Below are 18,579 nucleotides of genomic sequence, written 5' to 3' on the forward strand. Positions count from 1 at the left end.
GTTTTTTGCACAACGAACTGTTGGACTTCCATGAAGAGGTACCACGTATATAAAACTTTTATAGTATAAACCGACCGCCGCTGATGATTTAAAAAGTTGTCTTCTGTGCTTGAATTGTTATCCGAAAGAGATAGCTTTATTGATTTGATACCTTCAATTTGTAACGGTAATAAAAGTGTTGTGGAACAAAAAGCCATACAACCAATGGAACGCTATTCCCTTTTTTGAGGGGAGTGTTTCATATAAAAATAAAATACCGGATACTGCAAAAAAATGATTCCAATTCTTGATATCATATTGAAAGAAGTGATATTCCGATGTCATTGTGTATAACCGCCACGGACTGACCTGACCGATCAGCACCCAGGCTAAATCCACAAGAAAATTGAAAGATCTATGTAGATTACACAGACTTTCTTAAAAAGACAAGCGCCATAAACATGATTTAAAAATTAAGATAACGCCATGATACCGATCCGGCTTCTTAAAAAAATTGAACTTGGGCCCAGGCAGATGACCTTTGGATTTGACGACTCAAATGCCATAGATCTGGATTTTGTATATTCATTTATTGAAAAAGAATGCCGGACCCAAGGCCCAGTACCACTGCACTGCCTGATTGAAGCACAACACCTTATATCCAGGATACCCGAACCCCAGGATATCCTGCAGGCTGTTTTCTGGCTGGCTGAGGAACTAAAAATTCATCTGTATGTTGTAGACCATCCCGTTTCCCCCTTTCAAGCCAAACAGACGCTGCTCAAAAATGTGGACAGCACCATAGACATTGTAATCAACCAGCCGGTGGATGAAAACCGCTTTGCCCGGGCAAAGGATACAGCAGAAACGTTCCTGCCGTCTTTACCAAGGGATTCGGATCAATACACCTTTTCCCGTGCGGTTGCCAATGAACTCGAATCATGGCACACCCGGCTCACCGCATACCGGGACCATGCAGGGCAGCCAAACCTGCCGGGTAAATCCCTGATCAATAATTGCATAGTCCTCATGGACAGGCTGCTTGAACAAAAAGATTCCCATGCCATCATTCTGGCTCTTGTCAAATATCAGTCAAAAATACCGGAATTGGCGGGCAATGTGCAGATGCTTTCTGATTTTTATACCCACAAGTGCTCATTCTGGATCACCTTTGCCGAACAGATGGAAGATTTTAAACAAAACATGGAAATGATCCGTGACAACAAACAGATCCATTCAATTTACCGCAAACTCAAGGGAATACTCAACCATTCCCATCCCTTTGCCCAGGTTGAAAAAGCAGAACAGCTGTTGCCCGAACTAAAAGAATTTCATAACCGGATTGAACAGGAAAAAACGGAACGCCTTCGCAAAGCGTGTCTTGAACAGACCGACAAAATGATACGCAAACTGAGCGCATTGTTTGACACCTTTGACGCCGAAGATGAATACAGAAACAACACATTGCATGAACTCAGAGCGTTAAATAAAAAAATTGGGTCACGCCGGGATATGGATGAAATCAAAACACTATTCAACGATGCCAAAGACCTGTTCGTGGACATCATAGAGACGATGTAATAAGTGCTTTGTCCATGACCTCAAATATAAAAAAACATGGAGATCAATCAATATTAATTGATTCTTGGCATTCCAAGGCAGGCACAATTTATGGGAGTTTGAATAATCTTGGAACAGAGTTCAATCATATCCATTATTGATTTTTTTACCGATACTTTTATCTATTTCTTTCGCATTGTGTGATATAGCAATTATGAAATTTTTGAAACAATATTAATTCAAATCAACTTACTTTAAATTTAGAGAGTTACATTGACAATTAAGGGAAACCCTTAGGAAATATACCACCCCAAAAACCCACATATTTTTCTCACTAAAAAACTACCCAAAAAGCCTGTGAATGTTGACAATCAAAGCATTCGGCAATTTTATATTTTGGCATAAAATTCGCATAAAATTCAAGCAATCTGTTTATTATAACATGCATTATTTAGATAGGCTCAAGGTCAAAACAAAATTGCCATCTGCTTGTATTTTAAGCCACCTTAAGCGTTACGCCAAGGGAATAGATATTACCCAACATGCTTCTTGGCATGCTTTGGCAACAGCTTAAAATCCGGCGTATCTTAGGCCCATCGAATCCTAACCATAGGCCGAAAACAACGAGCGGCAATGGGTAAAAACACTTTCAGAAGTATTTTTTCAATAAAAGCCTGGGGATCATAATCAGGCAAGGAGTTACTTGATGACACAATCAAAAAAAATAGGATGGGTATCAGTTCTTTTCGTATTAATGTTTTCCCTGCATCCAGGTATTGTGGCGGCATCGGATTCAACAACAATTCCTTTTCCAGGAAATGGTTATGTGGGTGTTTGTTTACATACAGAAATACCTGTTGACCTGATGCAGATGATTTTTGCCATCACGGGTCAGACTGCAATGACTCATTGCTGGGTCACGGCAACTGTGAATGGGGTTCAGGGTGCTATCCATTCAGACGGTCGCATCCGCGAAGACGGCTTAAACGGTGTCCATTTTCTTTGTTGGTCCGACTTGTTAAATCTTTGTGCACAAGGGTCCATCCGGTTATTTAAGCCGAATAAAAAGGCCATCGGATATGCAGAACTTGAGGGGCTTGGTATCAATTTTTACGGCATCCCACCGTTTTTCATGAAATTACTGGCTCACCGGCTGGGAAATCTCATGATAAACATCTGGATACAAGAAATGCTTGCGTACTCCGGAGTTCCATATGATTTGGATTTCATGCCTTCGGATGATGAGATTTACTGCTCTGAACTACTGGCCCATGGATGGAACAATACAGGATCTTCTTTTGAACTGTTTCCATCGCAAAAAGCCGACACCCTGGACGGATGGAGCACGGTTGGGCCGCTGTTGGAACCCTTAGGATATAGCATTACCGAAGAGACGGATGTTTACAATATAACATATATCTTGAGCGATGAAATCCGCCCCTATTTTAAAGAAATAAGCTTAGATTAAACCGACAGAAAGACATTTTCCTTCCTAACAAACATCAGGCCACAGGCGCAACATAATGTGTCTGTGGCCCTTGCAGAAAAAAGGGACGTATCAAAATTTCAGCATTAGGATGGGTTGCAACAGAAATTACCAAAACAAACCTACTTTCCGGGCCGGACAAATAATGGTGTCGATTTGTGCAGACGAAATATAGCCAACCTCTTCCAACCGTTGCTGCACATCAAATCTCCCCTTTATTTACCTTCTTGTAATTGCCCCCCTAAAGAATTATACATAGCAATCACACGATTAAAAGGGCAAGCATATATATCCCATGATAATGGACGGCCCGGCCAGTTTAAATATTTAGGTGAATATCATGCCAGATGATGCCAGACAAAATGTACTTAAAGAACTTCTGGGGTTGCTCAGCCTGGAAAAAATTGAAGAGGATCTCTTTCGGGGCCAGAGCCAGGATTTGGGATACGGCGCCGTATTCGGCGGCCAGGTCCTGGGCCAGGCATTGTCTGCAGCCTCCCGCACAGTGCCGGACCATCTTTGTGCCCACAGCCTGCACGGATATTTCCTCCGGGCCGGAGATGCCGCCCGGCCCATTGTCTATATGGTGGAGCGCACCCGGGACGGCCACTCGTTCACCACCCGTCGGGTCAAGGCCGTACAAAAGGGCCGGACCATCTTTTCCATGTCAGCCTCATTTCACAAACTTGAAGAGGGATTTGATCACCAGGACCCCATGCCCGAGGTTAAAGGCCCTGACGGTCTGGAAAGTGATTACGACATGATCGTGCGCTATGCAGACAAGATTCCTGAAGATATCGCAAAAAAACTGTTGTATCCCAACCCCATTGAACTGCGGGCCGTCAATCCGGTAAATCCCTTCCATCCCGTTCCCATGCCCCCGGACAAGTATGTCTGGTTCAGGGCCACCGGTCCCTTGCCTGACGATGCCGCAACCCACAGGTATATGCTGGCCTATGCATCGGATTTTCACCTGGTCCCCACAGCCCTTTATCCCCATGGCAAAACCTTCTGGTCCCCGGACATGCAGGTGGCAAGCCTGGATCATGCCATCTGGTTCCACAGGGATTTCAGGATGGACGACTGGTTGCTCTACGTGATCCACAGTCCCAGTGCAGCCATGGCCCGGGGACTTAATCGCGGTGCCATCTACACCCGGGACGGGAAACTTGTGGCCAGCGTGGTCCAGGAAGGACTGATCAGAAGGTTGGACAAAAACAAAGTATAAGGTGAACCGTGTGTTTCACTGCTTTTCTGCAATCAAGCCGGCTCTGATCGTGCGAATCAGATTGGCAAGCATCAGTAAAATCAGTGCCCAGAACACCACCCAGGCGGCGGTGTCAAATTGCGGTCCGCCTGCAATGGCGGCATACACATAGGGCAACAGGGTATTAACCAGCACGACGAGTCCCCAGAAAAGGACCTTGGGCCATGCCATGACCCGGCCGCTCAGGGAGTTGACCAGCCGGGCACACCCCACAATAAATCCGGGCACGGTGATCATGTCAAGGAATAGAAATACCAGGGGATCTATCCCCCGGCTTTCCAGAAGGTCTTTGAATACCACATACTTTACAATATCGTAGCACCACAGAAAGCACATGCCCGAAACTTCATGGCACCTTCTAATTTTCATGATCAATTAAATATTGTCTTTAACCACATGAAAGGAAATTTTTGATGCAGTAACAGTGCTTCGGCCCGAATGAAGAAAACCAACAATCCAGACGCCCTGGAAAAACAAAATCATGCCCGGATGCCACAGGGCTTTAAATCCTTTATCCAGGGAAACGGCCACCTCGGGATCAGGGAAAAAGGCCAGGAGCGCAATAGTATAAGCAATGGCTGCCAGGGCCATGATCTGGTACATGGAAAATTTGCGTTGGCCCCTGAAATCCGCCCGGAAAAATTCAGACACCACCCGCCATACCTGGGTCACCACCAGGGTTTCCACAAGAGCGGTTCCGGCAAAGCCCCGGAGAAACAGCAAGGTCCCGGCAAGAGCAGATATCGCATAAATCACGGCGGTGATGATCTGGATGGGAATCAATGCTTCACCGGCCAGATCCGATGCATAGGCCACTTTTTTGGTCTCCCCTGTAAAGACCACATTAAAATGTTCAAACAGTTTGCGGGTGCGCCCGGTACACTGGTTCAACGGCTTGCCGTAACAGCACCCAAAGCTCAGGCAGGCAAGACGCCCCAAAGACTCCCCGAAGGTATACCCAATGCTTAAACAAGCCAGCATCACCGCAACGGGCACATGAAATTTAAAGGCTGCGCCCAACGTGGCATTCACCAGCATGATGATCCAGGGGGCGGTCACCACACCGGCAAACACGGCCCCGCCAATGGTCAGGGTGGCTTTTTTCTTTTCAACAATCCGGGCAATAATTTTAGACGCCGGAATGGTTACAGCCAGAATCAGAACCGTCAACAGCACCAAAACAGGGATGGGCATCCCGGCCGATGCGGCCAGAATCACGGCCATGATCACGCCAAAGGTATACGCATTGGCGGACAAAAGCCCGTACCAGGTCAAATTCATCCCCCGCCACTGGCCCTGGTCCATCTTTTCCAAGGGGAACGCCGCCACCATCTGCCACTTCTCTTTGGGCAGGGTTTTAAATCCCCAGCCCAGTACAAGACCCATCAATAACCCCAGCCCAACAACAAAAAAAACAGGCGTCATTACACATCTCCTAAAGATGCAGTTTCTGCACAAGCGCAGGCGTGGCCGATCCCTGAACGTACGGTCACTTCGGTTTCCACAAGGGGCCTGCCAAACCCTTCGCTGAAACGGCTGCTCACATCGGTGCGCATCTGGTTTTCCAGTAAATCTTTGGAAAAACAGATGCGCTGGTTTTGAAATATCACAATGGTTGTGGATGATCCCGGACGGTACAAACTTTTTGGGCACCCCTTTTTCATGAAAAGTCCGGGCATTACATTCTGGGGATTTTCATATCCCGTTCCACTGTAACACTGGACAATTTTTCCGATCATCATGGCCACCACTTCCACCATGCACACAAGCCCGCATCCGGTGCCCCCGGGCACATCCGTATCAATGATAGTGACCACCCGCCGATTCTTCGAATAGGGCGTCACCTCCCGGACCACAGCCCCGGGGTTGCAGGAATGAAAATGCCCGTCTATCTCATAAATATCCAATACAATTCCTGCAACGGGCGTATGATTATAGTGATATTTATCCGGGGTAAGCCGGGTCACAGCGAAACTACCCTGGTCAAAGGCGTAAAGCCACTGGGGTTTATCCCGGCCGATAAGCTCACAAAAATCAAAAAACTTGCCTTTGATAAACAGGACGGACTTTTTTGAAAAAGCCCCCACCAGAAGACGTGAATCAGCTGGAGAGACTACAGCATCAGCGTCTTCCGGCATGGGGCGAAGTTGTTCATACCGAATTTTGCGTTCAAAAACTTTTCGAAGGGTATCAAGTGCTGCAGGGTCTCCCACCACCTCATTTAAATCAATGCCATGGGTAGCTAGAAAATTCCCGGCATCACCCGGGGGAATCAAAAAAGGCAGGTCATAGGAAACAGCCCCGATCAGGCTGGACATCCGAGCCGAAATCATTAGACGAAACAAAAAAGAAGCATTTTCGCGAATCGGCGAATAAATGGTGCTGATAACGGGATCTGCTTTAAGGATCTCGGTTTTGACCTGCCGGGTTTTGCGGTCTATATATTGATGTTTCATAATGCAGGCATTATGCCCGCACTTTGTTTTAACCGTGTTAATTTACGACTAAAAGAATATGTGTGACGTATGAGAAAATCTTGAGATGTGCACAAACACCTATTAGGCGGATTTGCCGCTGATGCCGGGTCCGCATCCCAGCCGGCCAAACAGCGGTCCGCCGTTCCCCTCCGGGACGATGCGCCTTCCTTCACTGGCCGGACTCACCCTGCTGACCTGGGAGGCGGACAAGCCGGAAACCAATATAGTCGTACCGGAAGTCAGGAGGGATCCAGAAGCGGTTCGCTGACCGGCAGAACTCGGCGGAGAAGATCCACGACCCGCCGCGCAGCACCCGGAACGCACCATGTCCTATAGGGTCCTCAACCGTTTCTTCGTTATACTCCCTCTTATCATCCAAACACCACTCATATACATTCCCTGACATCTCCATTATTTCATAAGGACGTCTCCCTTTCGGAAAACATCCAACGGGACTGGTAATGCCGATTCCAGTTTCACGACAATTGGCCTTGTTCGGATCAAACACATCTGCCCAGGGATAAATTTTTCCATCCCTGCCCTTTGCCGCTTTTTCCCATTGCGCTTCCGTAGGCAGCGTAATGCATCCGGCAATATCCAGTTTCTCAGCAATCCATTCACAATACGCCTTGGCATCATCCCAGGAAACCTCGACAACCGGGTGATTGTCATATCGATTGTATCGCTTCCAGTCATCATCAAGATTCCGTTTTGTTTCTTCAGCGAACACTTTGTACTGGGCAACGGTTACCGGATAACGGGCCATGGCAAATTCCGACAGCACAACGGTATGCTGAGGGAACTCATTATCACGGGCTTCTGCATCTTTATCTTTGTCACTGCCCATCTGAAAGCCACCTGCCGGGATATCCACAAAACCATGGTTTTCTTCAACGGGCAGGTACCATTTTCCCTTGTCAAATCTGGGGTCCCCAAGGCGACTCAACACATTCCCCGCTGCCACACGATCGGCCGGTGCAAGCGCATGATCCGCACCCATGGCATCCTGCAGCCATTGTTGTACTTTTCGAAGAACGGTTTTTCCCAACCCCACCTGCTGAATGCTGACCAGACCGATCTCCAGCAACGCTTCTCCGGCGACAGCCGCCAAATGAAACGTACCACCCTCATAGCATTCGTCCACTTGAACACATTCCGATAAAAGATGGTTCACCAGAGAAACCGCATCACCCGGACGATCCTGACAGGCCGCATAACCAGCGGCCAAAACAAAAACAATCCGCCACCGGTCGGCATCCTCCCGGAGACGGCGGGCGGCCTCAAGGGGAAAATCGTTCATTCCCACCAGGTGACAGGCAGCCATGAACTCCTGAAAGGTCCGGTGGGGAAAGGTGTAGGCAGCGGGCTTGTGACGAATCAGCAAACCGACCCGGTCACGGATGTATTCAACCAGTTTACCGGCTTTGTTCCAGTCATCATTGAACATTTGGGCAAAATGCTGCCGCAGGTCTCCTTCCTTTATCTCACCGGTATCCTGGTTGTTTTTGCTTTGTGAATGGGCATCAAACGCGGCCGCATAAAACCCCGAATATAAATTCCGCATTTTCAACCCCGGTGTTTCAAGGGTCTCTAAAATCCCCTTTTCGCTACTGTAACGTCCTTCCCACCGTTCCATCAAAAGCTCCACCGTTTTTTGATATAACTCCACCCGGTCTTCGGGCAGTTGGCCCCGGAACGTATGCAGCAAAGCCATCACGGTCAGCAGCAGCGGCCGTTCTGCCAGACCGATCAGATCAGGCTTTACCGCCACGTCTTTGAGTTTTTCAGCCTTTGAATCGGCTTCGATTTCCGTAAAGCGACCCCGATGTTCCAATTCCCGGTACCATGCGCAAATAAAGGATTGGATTTGTTCCTTATTAAACGGCATCAGCGTGGTCTGCTGAAACCCGCCCAGCTGATAGGATTGCCCAATGTAAGCATAAATACGGCAGGTAACCAGATAACGATGCCACGTGAACTGGGCCGCAAAGGTATCAATGATGCGCACAATGATTTTCCGTTGACTTTCCGGGACTTCGTCCAACCCATCCAGCAAAAACAGGCAGGTGATCTTTTCGTCGAGCAGAAAGGCATTTAAAACCGGCCAGAATCCTGTCGGTTTTACGGTGTTTTCCAAATAATCGAGAAGAACATCTGCCGTTCCGGCTGCATCACGCCCGGAATTCAGAACCTGTGCCTGTACCGCAAATTCCCGTAAAACCACATGAACAGGAAACACCAGGCCGGTGGTCCAGGCCCCTTTGTTTTCCAATTGTGACAGCCATTTTTCAGAATCAGCCAGGCCGGCCTGGGCCAAGATATGGGTCAAATAATTAACCAGGGTCGATTTCCCCGAGCCGGGATCGCCCAAAAGAACCAGTTTTGACTCGGTGTCGATCATTTCCTGGGCCGAAATCCGCCGGGCTTCTTTTTGCCCCCGGAGATGTTTTCGAACCTCATCTTCCGATTCCGGCCGTTCCATGGTGGTTGTATCCAGGGCGGTATAAACCTGGGCCAATGACAGATTCTCACCCCGCCGCGGATCTGCGTAATCTTCGTTCATGGCGGCCCATGGCAGATGATTGGTTTTGATGGACAGGGCTTTGAAGTATTGCCCCAACAACGCTTCGGGATCATCCTTGCCCTGCTGAACCGTTACATTTTTTATGATCAGCGCCACCGCCTGATCCTTGGCAAAGGCCACATCCCCCTTGGTTTGGATGTCAATGTGATCGCCCGCTTTAATAAGCTTTTCCAGTGCGGCTAATACCTGAGGGTGATCTTCAATCTTGATGGCTGACATCACCTCTTCAAGTACAATCCGAAAGCCTTTGGATGTTGAATTTTTCTCCAACCGGCCCAAGGCATCACAAAAGTCGCTTTCAATACCAAACCCATCCTTTATGGTAGCTTTGAGTGTTTGATAAGCGGTTTTTACCGCTTGGGGAGCCTCATTTCTCGCCAGTTTTGAAACCGCCGACACAATGGCACGCACATATTGATTTAAGCGATTATCCATCATAACATTCCAGTAACCCCCTTTGTTTATTTCACGTTCACATCCCCTTTGATTTCAGCGTGATCCCCTACCACACCAACTTTGGAATTGATGATCTGAGTCGATATACTATGATCTTTGACAAATGCGACATTGTTGCCGCTAATGCGGATATCATCGCCTTTATTGACAACATTCACGTCACGGCCTGTGTGCCCTTGATCATCCTTTTCTTTCCTTTTTTTAAATATTTTTCCCAACACCCAACATACCGCAACCACACCAATACCTGAAAACATCCACTCCCAGACCTTATTTTCAACCAACCAATCCATTTCAGTCCTCCTTTTCTAAGAGCCTGTTTGGTACTTTTGCCTGAAGTATACACACAAAATAAAAGACAGACCAAACTTTCTTCCTAACTTTCCCGTAATGCCTCGATGATATTCATGCGCGACGCCTGCAGTGCCGGTAACAGGCCGCCGGCAAAACCCATGATCAGTGAAAAAGCAATGGATTTGTAAACGATTTCAAAGGTCAGATGAAAGGAAAAAGCCAGTTCGGAAAAGGTTTGAAAATTGGTTGTGGAAATGCTTGCAAACTGCAGCACAGAAGCCATAAGCAGCCCTGTAATACCACCGATCAAACCCAGAAAAAGCGATTCCGCCAAAAAGGCAGCAAGAATGCTCGTTTTCTGAAATCCCAGGGCACGCAGCGTGCCGATTTCCCCTACACGATTGGCGACTGCCGTATACATGGTGATCATGGCACCGATCACCGCACCAATGGAAAAAATAAGGGTCAGTGCCAGCCCCAGGATTCTAAGAAACGTGGCCAGTGCCTGGGATTGGTCCCGGTAATAGGTGGTTTCACGTTTGCATTCCACGGTCAGCCGGGGATCTTTTTCCAGACGCGTTCTGACTTCTGAAAATCGTTGAGGGTCTCGCAGTTTAAAAAGGATACAGGAATAGACGGTTCTTCGGAAAGCTTGCATGAACTGATCCACATCTCCCCAGATCTCGGAACTGAATCCGGTCTTTCCGGCATCAAAAACACCGACAACTGTCCAGGTTCTCATGCCAAAGGAGAGGGTTTCACCCATCCCGGCACCTTGAAACCGTTTGACAATACTTTCACCACCGATAATTTCAAAGGAACCGGGCCGGGGCAACCGTCCTGCAATCAATTTAATCTGGGGCCGAAGCTTGAGTGAATTTTTGTCGATGCCCCGAATGATAACGTTTGACGGTTTGTTGCTGCCCCGCTTGGACAGATTGATGAGCACCACCAATTCCCTGGCGGACAAACGTTGACCGTCGGTTCCGAATGCGATTTCCGGCTGGGTTTCCACAATGGAAGCCTGGAGGCGGTCGATGGTGCTCTGCATCTCGGAAGTGGAGGACTTTCTAAGGACGATGAGGTTATCTTCCGATCCGGTATCCACCAGGGTTTTTTTCAAGCCTTCGGACAACATCAGCAAGGCGGCAAAAACAAAGACCACCAACGCCATGCCCCCTGCGGTAAACACCGTGGTCAAACGCCGCGTCAGAAGGTTCCTTACACTATATAAAAAAGGAATTTTCAAAATACACCCCTTTTGTTCACTCTTCACTCCACCCGTCTCAATCCATCGGCAATACTGATTTTGCAGGCATGCCGGGCCGGTAAAATCGTTGCCAGTGTACCCACCGTCAGAGCCACCCCAAAATCCATATAGATCGTGGTGATATCGACGTTGAACACGGGAAAAATCGTTCCCACGGCATTGCTGAAAGCCCTGGCGGCAGGATAGGTTAAAGCCATTCCCAACAGGCCGCCGCTCAGGGTAATGACAAGGGCCTCTCCCCAGATCAACCCCCAAACATGGAGCGCACCGAACCCCAACGTTTTATAGATGGCATATTCACCAATCCGTTCACGCGTCGTCATGACCATGGTATTGGCCACAACAGCTAAAATAATCACGATGATCACCCAGGAAACGATCTGGATCACCCAGATCAGCGCATCACTCATGGCCACAAAACTCATCTGAAACGCTTTTTCCGTTTCAGTAAGGGTTTCGGCCAGGGAATTTTTAAAATTTTTATCAATAGCGGTGCAAACCTCTGCCGCCCGGTCAGGATCGGTCAGTTGGATGATGTAATATCCGACCTGATTGGCACGTGCCGGAGCCGTTTTTTTAAGGGACTCGTTAAGATAATCCCAATGAAAGAAAAACATCGATTGATCGATCGTCTGGTCCCGCCCCCGGTAGATTCCCTGTAATAACAGTTCCCAGTTACCGGGGAAAATCGTACCTTTGAGGGTGATGGTATCGCCGATTTTCCAGCCAAAGCGTTCAGCCAGTTTGACCCCGGCGGTACAGGCTTTGCGGTTGGTTAAAAAAGCCCTGAGCTGACCGGCCGGCAGAATGACTTCAGGGTAGAGGGCCAGATAGGTTTGGGGTTCCACGGCAAAGTTGGCAAAAAAATTTTTTCTCTCAATGTAAATCCCCCCAAACCAATTGCCGTAAGAAACCCCTTTAACCCCATCGGTTAAGCGGATTTTATCACGATAGGCCAGGGGCAATGGAAATACCAGTGAAATGGCGTTCCGGGTCACCAGGCGGTCTGCGGAGGATGCAGCCACACCGGCGGACCAAGCACTGATGACGGTGCGTATCAATCCAAAGGCAAGAATGGCGATACACATGGCAATGATTGTCAGGATGGTTCTCAGCTTGTGCCTAAAGGCATTCCGGACCAAAATCTTCAGTATATTCATGTGCCAGAACACCTTTATCGAGATATTGCACACCGTGTGCCCGTTTGGCGGCGCGCGGGTCGTGGGTTACCATAATAATGGTCTTGCCCAGGTCGGAACGAAGACGATCCAGGAGGCGCAGCACATCGTCGGCTGATTTGCGATCCAGGTCACCGGTCGGTTCATCAGCCACCACCAGGGTCGGATCGGTCACAATGGCACGGGCAATGGCCACCCGCTGCTGCTGACCTCCGGAGAGCTGACTGGGATAATGATCCCTGCGATCGGATAAATTAACCAGATTTATGGCAGCCTGCACATGCCTGTGACGTTCCTTCTTAGAAAGGTTGGTCAAAAGCAGGGGCAGTTCAACATTTTCAAAGGCGGTCAGCACCGGAATAAGATTGTAGAATTGAAAAACGAATCCCACATTAAGCGCCCGCCAGTCAGCCAGTTCGCGTTCCGAAAGCGTTGTAATATCCACACCGGCGACCCGGATAATACCGCTGTCGGCCTTATCCAGACCTGCAATAAGATTGAGCAGGGTACTTTTTCCCGAACCCGACGGCCCCATCAATGCCAAAAACTCCCCGACCCCGATGGTCAGGTTGATGTTTTCCAACACCGGTAACACCTGGCTACCGCGTCGGTAAGATTTGTACACCTCAATGATTTCAACCAAATCAGTCACGGATCACAACCTTCATGCCCTGCTTCAGGCGGTGGAGGGGTTTTAAGACAATAACATCATCTAACGCCAGACCGGACTTGACTTCAGTCATATCACCCAATTGCCGGCCCAAACGGACGGTTTTCTTCATGATTTTGCCGTCCTGCACCTGAAAAACAGTGTTTTCCCCCTTTGCTTCTCTCAAAGCCGCCGTTGGAACCGCCATGACCGGCTCTTTTTCGGAAACAGTCAGGGGCTGCGACAAGAAGGCCGCTTTGGCGCTCATTTCCGGCAGCATCTGACGGTCTTTTTCCAGAAATGCGATCTTGACCATCACAGACGCTTTGCTCCGATCAGCCGTCGGCACAATCATATGGACCCTGCCTTCAAACCGTGCCTCAGGCAGTGCATCCAAACGGATTTCACAGGGTTGTTTAACATAAACTTGACGGATATTGGATTCCGACACATCCACCTCGACCATCAGCGAGTCCATGTCCGCAATATTCACAACCGCAGCTTTGGAATCGGCAGCAGCACCCAGCGGTGTTACAATATCACCGATGTCGGCATTCTTGGTCAATACAAGTGAATCAAAAGGCGCTCGAATGATGGCATATTCCAGGTTCACTGCCGCAACTTGAAATGCGGCACGGCTTGCTTTAAGGGCTGCCTCCTGCGCCGATAGGGCTGCCCGGGCCGTGCGGTAGCGTGCCTCGCTGGCATCGCATTCCGCCCTGGAAATGTATTTCTTCGGCAGCAGCTGTTTATTGCGTTGATGGGAGCGGGTTGCATCGGTCAGCTCGGCTTTGGCCTGTTCGATTTTAAAGCGCACAAACTCAAGATCAGCCAAAGCCTGGTTACGGACAGCCTCAAGATCATCACTTTCGAGCCGGGCAATCTCCTGACCGGCTTTGACGGGACTTCCCTCTTCAACAGAGAGCGAAACCAGGCGGGCGGTTATTTTGGACGCCACCGCCGCTTTACGCTGGGCCACCACATAACCGCTGGCATTGAGCAGTGTATAGGCTTCGGAAGGATAAAGCCTGACAACCCGGGCAACATCCACTTTCACTGCCAATGTTAAAACGCCCTGGTAATACAACGCACCCACAATTATGAGGAGCACCGGCAGCAGGAGTAAGTAAACAAAGTGTTTTTTCTTTCCCCGGCGAGAAATACGTGATTTATCGATTTTGAGAACGGAAAGATCGTCGTTTGCCACAAAAACTCCCCTTGTGAAATATACTGATGATATTTAAAAATTGTTGGATTTCGTATCAAGATTTAAGTTGGAAGTAAAGGAATTTGGCTCATCGCGGATTAGTGTGTTCCTGAACGGAAACCCTTGTTCGGACGAGAAGTTGCCCGGATGCAATTTTTCTTGCAACACCGCAGAGGGGGTGAGTTTTTGTTCAAACACTAGCTATCTTGCCAGGACTGCATCTCCCGGCTGATAACAAGGATCATCAAAAAAATAAATTTTTTGAGCGTTTCAGGCGCACAGGTATCGTCCATGAAATCCTGACGCATGGACTTTAAAAACTTGAGTATATCCTGACTGCCCAGAATATGGCCAAGGGCCTGTCCGAAAGAGGGATCCCGGTACCTTGCCCACAGCTCCATCTGCTCAAAGGCCTTGCCGAGCAGGTCAAACCCCTGGCTGACATGGGCCTCTCTCAGGGTTTTTCCGTAATAGTTTTCAGCTCTTGTATTAAACAGTTTACCCGGCATGGACATGGGTTTATGCTTAGTAGAACCTTCAAGAATCCCCCGGGTGATCCGCCCCCATGCGGCATGGGTCTGGGGCCTATGGATCCGATTGTCAAGATCATCCAGAACGGACGCCCCGTCCAAAGCCGATACAAGGTCAGACGCGTCCGTTTGAATCAGGGAAATCAGGGCCCGCTGGTATTCGGAGACCAACACCCGGGTGTAACCGGGATACCTATGGCTGTACCTGGTTTTAGCGGTATTTTTCAAAATTTTGGTCAAAAACCGGTTCCGGGTCCGGGTTTTCACAAAAAAAGTGGGGATACCGATGGCTGTACAAAAGAATATCTGGCGGCGCTCGCTTTCAACAATCGGGGAATCGGGTATCATGGCATGGTCCACCTGCCGGGAATAGATATACTTCTGGGCCAGGGCAGTGATCAGCACCTGCAGATCGGCGGCCTTGCCCATATCCCTGACAACGTCTTCGAACACGCTGAAATAACGGTGTTCAAACCCGGAATACCCCATCTGGCGGTATTTCCTCAAGCGGACCAACTGGTACAGGGCCATGCGCCCGTCAAACACACCCATTTCGGTCAAATCTTTTTTAAGGTCGGCCTCGCTTTCCAGACTGCCGTTCAAGGCCGGACTCTGGAAGGTGCTCATCACCGAGGTAAAATAATCAATGAGCCGGCCATCCGGCACAAAATCCCCTTTCAACCTGAATATATTTGAAATCAGGCGGTCCAACCACACCGGACCAAAAGGGGTTAAAGATTTGCCCATGACCTTGAGATGTGCCTTTTTCTTCCACCGACGCCAGATCATGCGCAGATGGGTATGGATCAGTTCGTGGGGCATAAAGCCCAGGACCTGTTCCGGGTGAAACTCCTGGAAATCAAGCCTGTGGGGGGCAGCAGAATAGGTGGTGGCGAACAGGGGCAAAAAATGCTCCCAGATCTTTATGGCCAGATCGCCCGTATATTTTTCATCCAGGGCCGTAAACCCCGACCCCGGATCAGCCAGGCACCGAGACAATTTAGCGCTGCCAAGACTGATATGGGTGCCGTTATTGGCCAAACTGATATTAGACGTGTTGGGCAGCACCACAAGATTCGAATTGATAATACCGGCTTCCTTGAGCTGGGCCACGGCATTGATCTGGCTGCGGGACAACACCTTGTGGCAGACACTCATGTACTCTTTTTTATCTTCCCCCCGGTCCCATCCGGACAGGCACGGGCTCATGAATAATTCGCGGTAAAACGCATCTGAAATAATATCATTAAGACGTTTTTGGTCCCCGGGCGGGGTGGCGGAAAAGAAAACCTTTACCTTCTGGCCGTTTTCTTTGAGTTCAAATCTATTTCCGGCATAGGCCACCAGGGCCTGGGTCAAAAGAAAGCGAAGCAGGGTTTCGCCGGCAAGCTTTTCTCCCAAGCTCCCTGCCCCATCCGGTTTGACCGGATAAAAGGAAAAAAGTTCAGGCGAACTGTTGTCATTGGAAAAATGGGCGAGCATTTTTTCACCCCAGTTTCTTACCGGTTCCGGCACACCTTTGTCATCACCAATGGCATCGGCCAAGGCCAGCTTGAGCAGATAGGAAACAGGCACCCGAACCTGATTTTCACCATCTTTTTCAAATACGAAACAGGCGGCATCCCTGCGATATTCTGATGCGGGAATGGATTTATCTGACTTAAGATCCTGGTTAAACACCTGATTGGCAAACCGGTTGAGTACCCGGCGGGGAAACCATACCCAGGAATTTTCCCAATCCCGCCCATCCTTGTCTTTGAGCAAACGTTCCAGGGCGATGACCTTTCGTTGGGACGTTTCTCCGGTTCTGGCCTGTTCCACAAGATTCCGGTAATAATTGGACGTCTCAATGACCCGGGCCAGATCTATACATTCCCGCTTTCCGGCAACCACCGCCTGAAATTCATTTTCAGCACCTGCCGTGGCATCCCCGGCCATGAAAGGCAGATTCAGGACAAAGCTGTCAGCGGTCAGGTCACTCAGGCCGAAGGCTTCGCTGATCCGATCTATGCGCCGGGCCATGTCAGACGGCGTGAACACCTTATCTTCGTCATATTTTATGGCTGAAAACATGTTGGGGAGTCGTCCTATCAGGAATGTTTGTGACTATTTAACTTTAAGAAAGAAAGTAATATTCTATTATTATATTAACGTTACAAGGATGCTAAGATTCTGTGAAATCACTTTTAACTATCTATCTTTTTTCTTAATGCTTTAATCTTGCTGCGCCTGTTTTTCGAATCAAGGCGTCTGTTTTTCGATGCCCGTGTGGGCCGGGTGGGTTTTCTTTTTTTAACAGGTCTCAAAGCGCTTCTAATCAGTTCTGCAAGCCTTTCCAAACCGTTCTCACGGTTTTTTGCAGCGCTTCTAAAAGTCATGGCCTTGATCACAATAACCCCCTGCCGGGTAATGCGCTTGTCGTTAAGAGACAAAAGCTTTGCCTTAATCTCATCCGGAAGATTTGAGGCATGAATATCGAAACGAATATGAACACCTGAAGAGACTTTATTTACATTCTGCCCCCCGGGTCCCCGGGACCGGATGGGGTAAAATTCAATACTGGTGTCAGGGATGGATATATGATCGGATATTTTCAAATGCACCTTCCTTTATATTGGGGGCAAACAACTTCTAATACGGCGTACCCGGCCAACCTGTCAACAGGATTTACACATCGAAAAAAAAGCAGACGCAAATCACGGCTAAGTTAAATCCGCCGCATGTGTTAAAAGCATCAACTCCGTTTATTCACAGGCGATCCGCATTTCCTTTATAAAATCTCACCATGGCATTTTTATTGCTCTGTAAAGATAGTGTAACTGATAGTTCTTTTATGCTAACCGAATAGAGAAGAGGGGAAAATTATGACAAAGGAATCTAAAGTAAAATATTCACCCGGCGATTACGGTAAAAAAAGACTGAGCGCTGCTGCATGGGCGGACATCAATGTCAAAAACTGGCGCCAGGTGTCTGAAAAAAAATCCCAAAAACAGCCTAAGGGTGGTATTTTCCCCTGCATCTGCTTCTCTCGACAAATCGGAGTAGGCGCCCTTAAAATTGCTGATATCTTGTCCGAACGGCTGCCGTTCCGGGTTGTTGACCGGGAAATTATAGAATTCATGGCCAAAGAAAAGGATCTAACCAAAAAAGCCGTTGAATATTTTGATGAACGGTACCCCGGCATCATGAGTGAGTTGTTTACCATGCTCACCAGCGAAAAAACCTTTTTAAAAAGCGACTATGCAAGGCAGCTTGCCAAAACCGTAACCTCCCTTGCAGGAATGGAGTCCACCATATTTGTGGGAAGGGGTACCCACCTGATCTTACCCAGAGAAAACGTCCTGGCTGTCAGATTCATTGCCGGCCGTGAATACCGGATTTCAAGGCTGTCAGGGTTGCTTGGCATATCCTGGGAACAGGCTGAAGCCCGAATAAAAACCATGGACAAAGAACAGAAAGCCTTTTTTAAAAGTGTATACCAGAAAGATGCGGCCGACCCGGATGAATTCGACCTGGTCATCAACTTAAGACACCTTAAGGATGCTTCCCAGGCCGTGGAAATTGTTGCCTGTGCCTTTGAACAGAAATTTGGCTCTACATCGTAGCGATTTTGGGCCGAGCGCAGTCTTATCTTATGCCCGG

15 protein-coding genes are annotated in these 18,579 nt (G+C 48.6%); 4 read left to right on the top strand and 11 right to left on the bottom strand.

The window, feature by feature from the left end; genetic code table 11:
- Positions 1 to 465: 465 nt before the first annotated feature.
- From B147_RS0114400 to tesB, 3 genes are all read left to right on the top strand, one after another.
- Complete coding sequence (locus B147_RS0114400; RefSeq protein WP_020587900.1) at positions 466 to 1,560, top strand: hypothetical protein; 1,095 nt, start codon at positions 466 to 468, stop codon at positions 1,558 to 1,560.
- 685 nt (positions 1,561 to 2,245) lie between these two features.
- Positions 2,246 to 3,007, top strand: coding sequence for a C40 family peptidase (locus tag B147_RS0114405; RefSeq protein WP_020587901.1), 762 nt, complete (start codon positions 2,246 to 2,248; stop codon positions 3,005 to 3,007).
- A gap of 358 nt (positions 3,008 to 3,365) precedes the next feature.
- On the top strand, positions 3,366 to 4,253 hold the full coding sequence (tesB, locus tag B147_RS0114410) for an acyl-CoA thioesterase II (protein WP_020587902.1): 888 nt from the start codon (positions 3,366 to 3,368) through the stop codon (positions 4,251 to 4,253).
- Between the two features lie 15 nt (positions 4,254 to 4,268).
- On the opposite strand, the gene B147_RS0114415 is transcribed toward tesB, so the two are convergent.
- The 11 genes from B147_RS0114415 to arfB all read right to left on the bottom strand — a co-directional run bounded on the left by B147_RS0114415 (position 4,269) and on the right by arfB (position 17,534).
- Positions 4,269 to 4,661 carry a hypothetical protein gene (locus tag B147_RS0114415; RefSeq protein WP_157237894.1) on the bottom strand — a complete coding sequence of 131 codons (393 nt, stop codon included), beginning with the start codon at positions 4,659 to 4,661 and terminating at the stop codon, positions 4,269 to 4,271.
- Between the two features lie 6 nt (positions 4,662 to 4,667).
- Positions 4,668 to 5,717 carry a prolipoprotein diacylglyceryl transferase family protein gene (locus B147_RS0114420; protein ID WP_020587904.1) on the bottom strand — a complete coding sequence of 350 codons (1,050 nt, stop codon included), beginning with the start codon at positions 5,715 to 5,717 and terminating at the stop codon, positions 4,668 to 4,670.
- The gene (locus B147_RS0114425; protein ID WP_020587905.1) at positions 5,717 to 6,748 is read right to left on the bottom strand and encodes a phosphatidylserine decarboxylase; all 1,032 of its coding nucleotides are present in this window, start codon (positions 6,746 to 6,748) and stop codon (positions 5,717 to 5,719) included. Before B147_RS0114425 ends, B147_RS0114420 begins: the two co-directional genes overlap by 1 nt.
- A gap of 190 nt (positions 6,749 to 6,938) precedes the next feature.
- Positions 6,939 to 9,791 (bottom strand): SUMF1/EgtB/PvdO family nonheme iron enzyme, encoded by a 2,853-nt coding sequence (locus B147_RS30340; RefSeq protein ID WP_020587907.1) that lies wholly within the window; start codon positions 9,789 to 9,791, stop codon positions 6,939 to 6,941.
- 23 nt (positions 9,792 to 9,814) lie between these two features.
- Positions 9,815 to 10,102: a hypothetical protein gene (locus B147_RS0114440; protein ID WP_020587908.1), complete on the bottom strand. Its 288-nt coding sequence runs from the start codon at positions 10,100 to 10,102 to the stop codon at positions 9,815 to 9,817.
- 83 nt (positions 10,103 to 10,185) lie between these two features.
- The gene (locus B147_RS0114445) at positions 10,186 to 11,352 is read right to left on the bottom strand and encodes an ABC transporter permease (protein WP_020587909.1); all 1,167 of its coding nucleotides are present in this window, start codon (positions 11,350 to 11,352) and stop codon (positions 10,186 to 10,188) included.
- A gap of 23 nt (positions 11,353 to 11,375) precedes the next feature.
- Positions 11,376 to 12,533, bottom strand: coding sequence for an ABC transporter permease (locus tag B147_RS0114450; RefSeq protein WP_020587910.1), 1,158 nt, complete (start codon positions 12,531 to 12,533; stop codon positions 11,376 to 11,378).
- On the bottom strand, positions 12,496 to 13,203 hold the full coding sequence (locus B147_RS0114455; protein ID WP_020587911.1) for an ABC transporter ATP-binding protein: 708 nt from the start codon (positions 13,201 to 13,203) through the stop codon (positions 12,496 to 12,498). Before B147_RS0114455 ends, B147_RS0114450 begins: the two co-directional genes overlap by 38 nt.
- Entirely contained in the window at positions 13,196 to 14,407 is a 1,212-nt protein-coding gene (locus tag B147_RS0114460) for an efflux RND transporter periplasmic adaptor subunit (RefSeq protein WP_020587912.1), read from the bottom strand. The genes B147_RS0114455 and B147_RS0114460 overlap by 8 nt, the downstream gene beginning before the upstream one ends.
- Before the next feature lie 197 nt (positions 14,408 to 14,604).
- A complete protein-coding gene (locus tag B147_RS0114465; RefSeq protein ID WP_020587913.1) occupies positions 14,605 to 17,010 on the bottom strand; it encodes a hypothetical protein in 2,406 nt (801 codons plus the stop codon).
- A gap of 113 nt (positions 17,011 to 17,123) precedes the next feature.
- The gene (gene arfB, locus B147_RS0114470; protein ID WP_020587914.1) at positions 17,124 to 17,534 is read right to left on the bottom strand and encodes an alternative ribosome rescue aminoacyl-tRNA hydrolase ArfB; all 411 of its coding nucleotides are present in this window, start codon (positions 17,532 to 17,534) and stop codon (positions 17,124 to 17,126) included.
- A gap of 267 nt (positions 17,535 to 17,801) precedes the next feature.
- On the opposite strand from arfB, the gene B147_RS0114475 reads away from it, so the two are divergent.
- Complete coding sequence (locus tag B147_RS0114475; RefSeq protein ID WP_020587915.1) at positions 17,802 to 18,542, top strand: cytidylate kinase-like family protein; 741 nt, start codon at positions 17,802 to 17,804, stop codon at positions 18,540 to 18,542.
- Positions 18,543 to 18,579 lie beyond the last annotated feature (37 nt).

Source organism: Desulfobacter curvatus DSM 3379 (assembly GCF_000373985.1).
Taxonomy (GTDB): Bacteria; Desulfobacterota; Desulfobacteria; order Desulfobacterales; family Desulfobacteraceae; genus Desulfobacter; species Desulfobacter curvatus.

Coding starts and splice junctions, on each gene's coding strand:
- B147_RS0114400 (WP_020587900.1), top strand. CDS start 466: ATGATACCGATCCGGCTTCTTAAAAAAATTGAACTTGGGCCCAGGCAG.
- B147_RS0114405 (WP_020587901.1), top strand. CDS start 2,246: ATGACACAATCAAAAAAAATAGGATGGGTATCAGTTCTTTTCGTATTA.
- tesB (WP_020587902.1), top strand. CDS start 3,366: ATGCCAGATGATGCCAGACAAAATGTACTTAAAGAACTTCTGGGGTTG.
- B147_RS0114415 (WP_157237894.1), bottom strand. CDS start 4,661: ATGAAAATTAGAAGGTGCCATGAAGTTTCGGGCATGTGCTTTCTGTGG.
- B147_RS0114420 (WP_020587904.1), bottom strand. CDS start 5,717: ATGACGCCTGTTTTTTTTGTTGTTGGGCTGGGGTTATTGATGGGTCTT.
- B147_RS0114425 (WP_020587905.1), bottom strand. CDS start 6,748: ATGAAACATCAATATATAGACCGCAAAACCCGGCAGGTCAAAACCGAG.
- B147_RS30340 (WP_020587907.1), bottom strand. CDS start 9,791: ATGATGGATAATCGCTTAAATCAATATGTGCGTGCCATTGTGTCGGCG.
- B147_RS0114440 (WP_020587908.1), bottom strand. CDS start 10,102: ATGGATTGGTTGGTTGAAAATAAGGTCTGGGAGTGGATGTTTTCAGGT.
- B147_RS0114450 (WP_020587910.1), bottom strand. CDS start 12,533: ATGAATATACTGAAGATTTTGGTCCGGAATGCCTTTAGGCACAAGCTG.
- B147_RS0114465 (WP_020587913.1), bottom strand. CDS start 17,010: ATGTTTTCAGCCATAAAATATGACGAAGATAAGGTGTTCACGCCGTCT.
- B147_RS0114475 (WP_020587915.1), top strand. CDS start 17,802: ATGACAAAGGAATCTAAAGTAAAATATTCACCCGGCGATTACGGTAAA.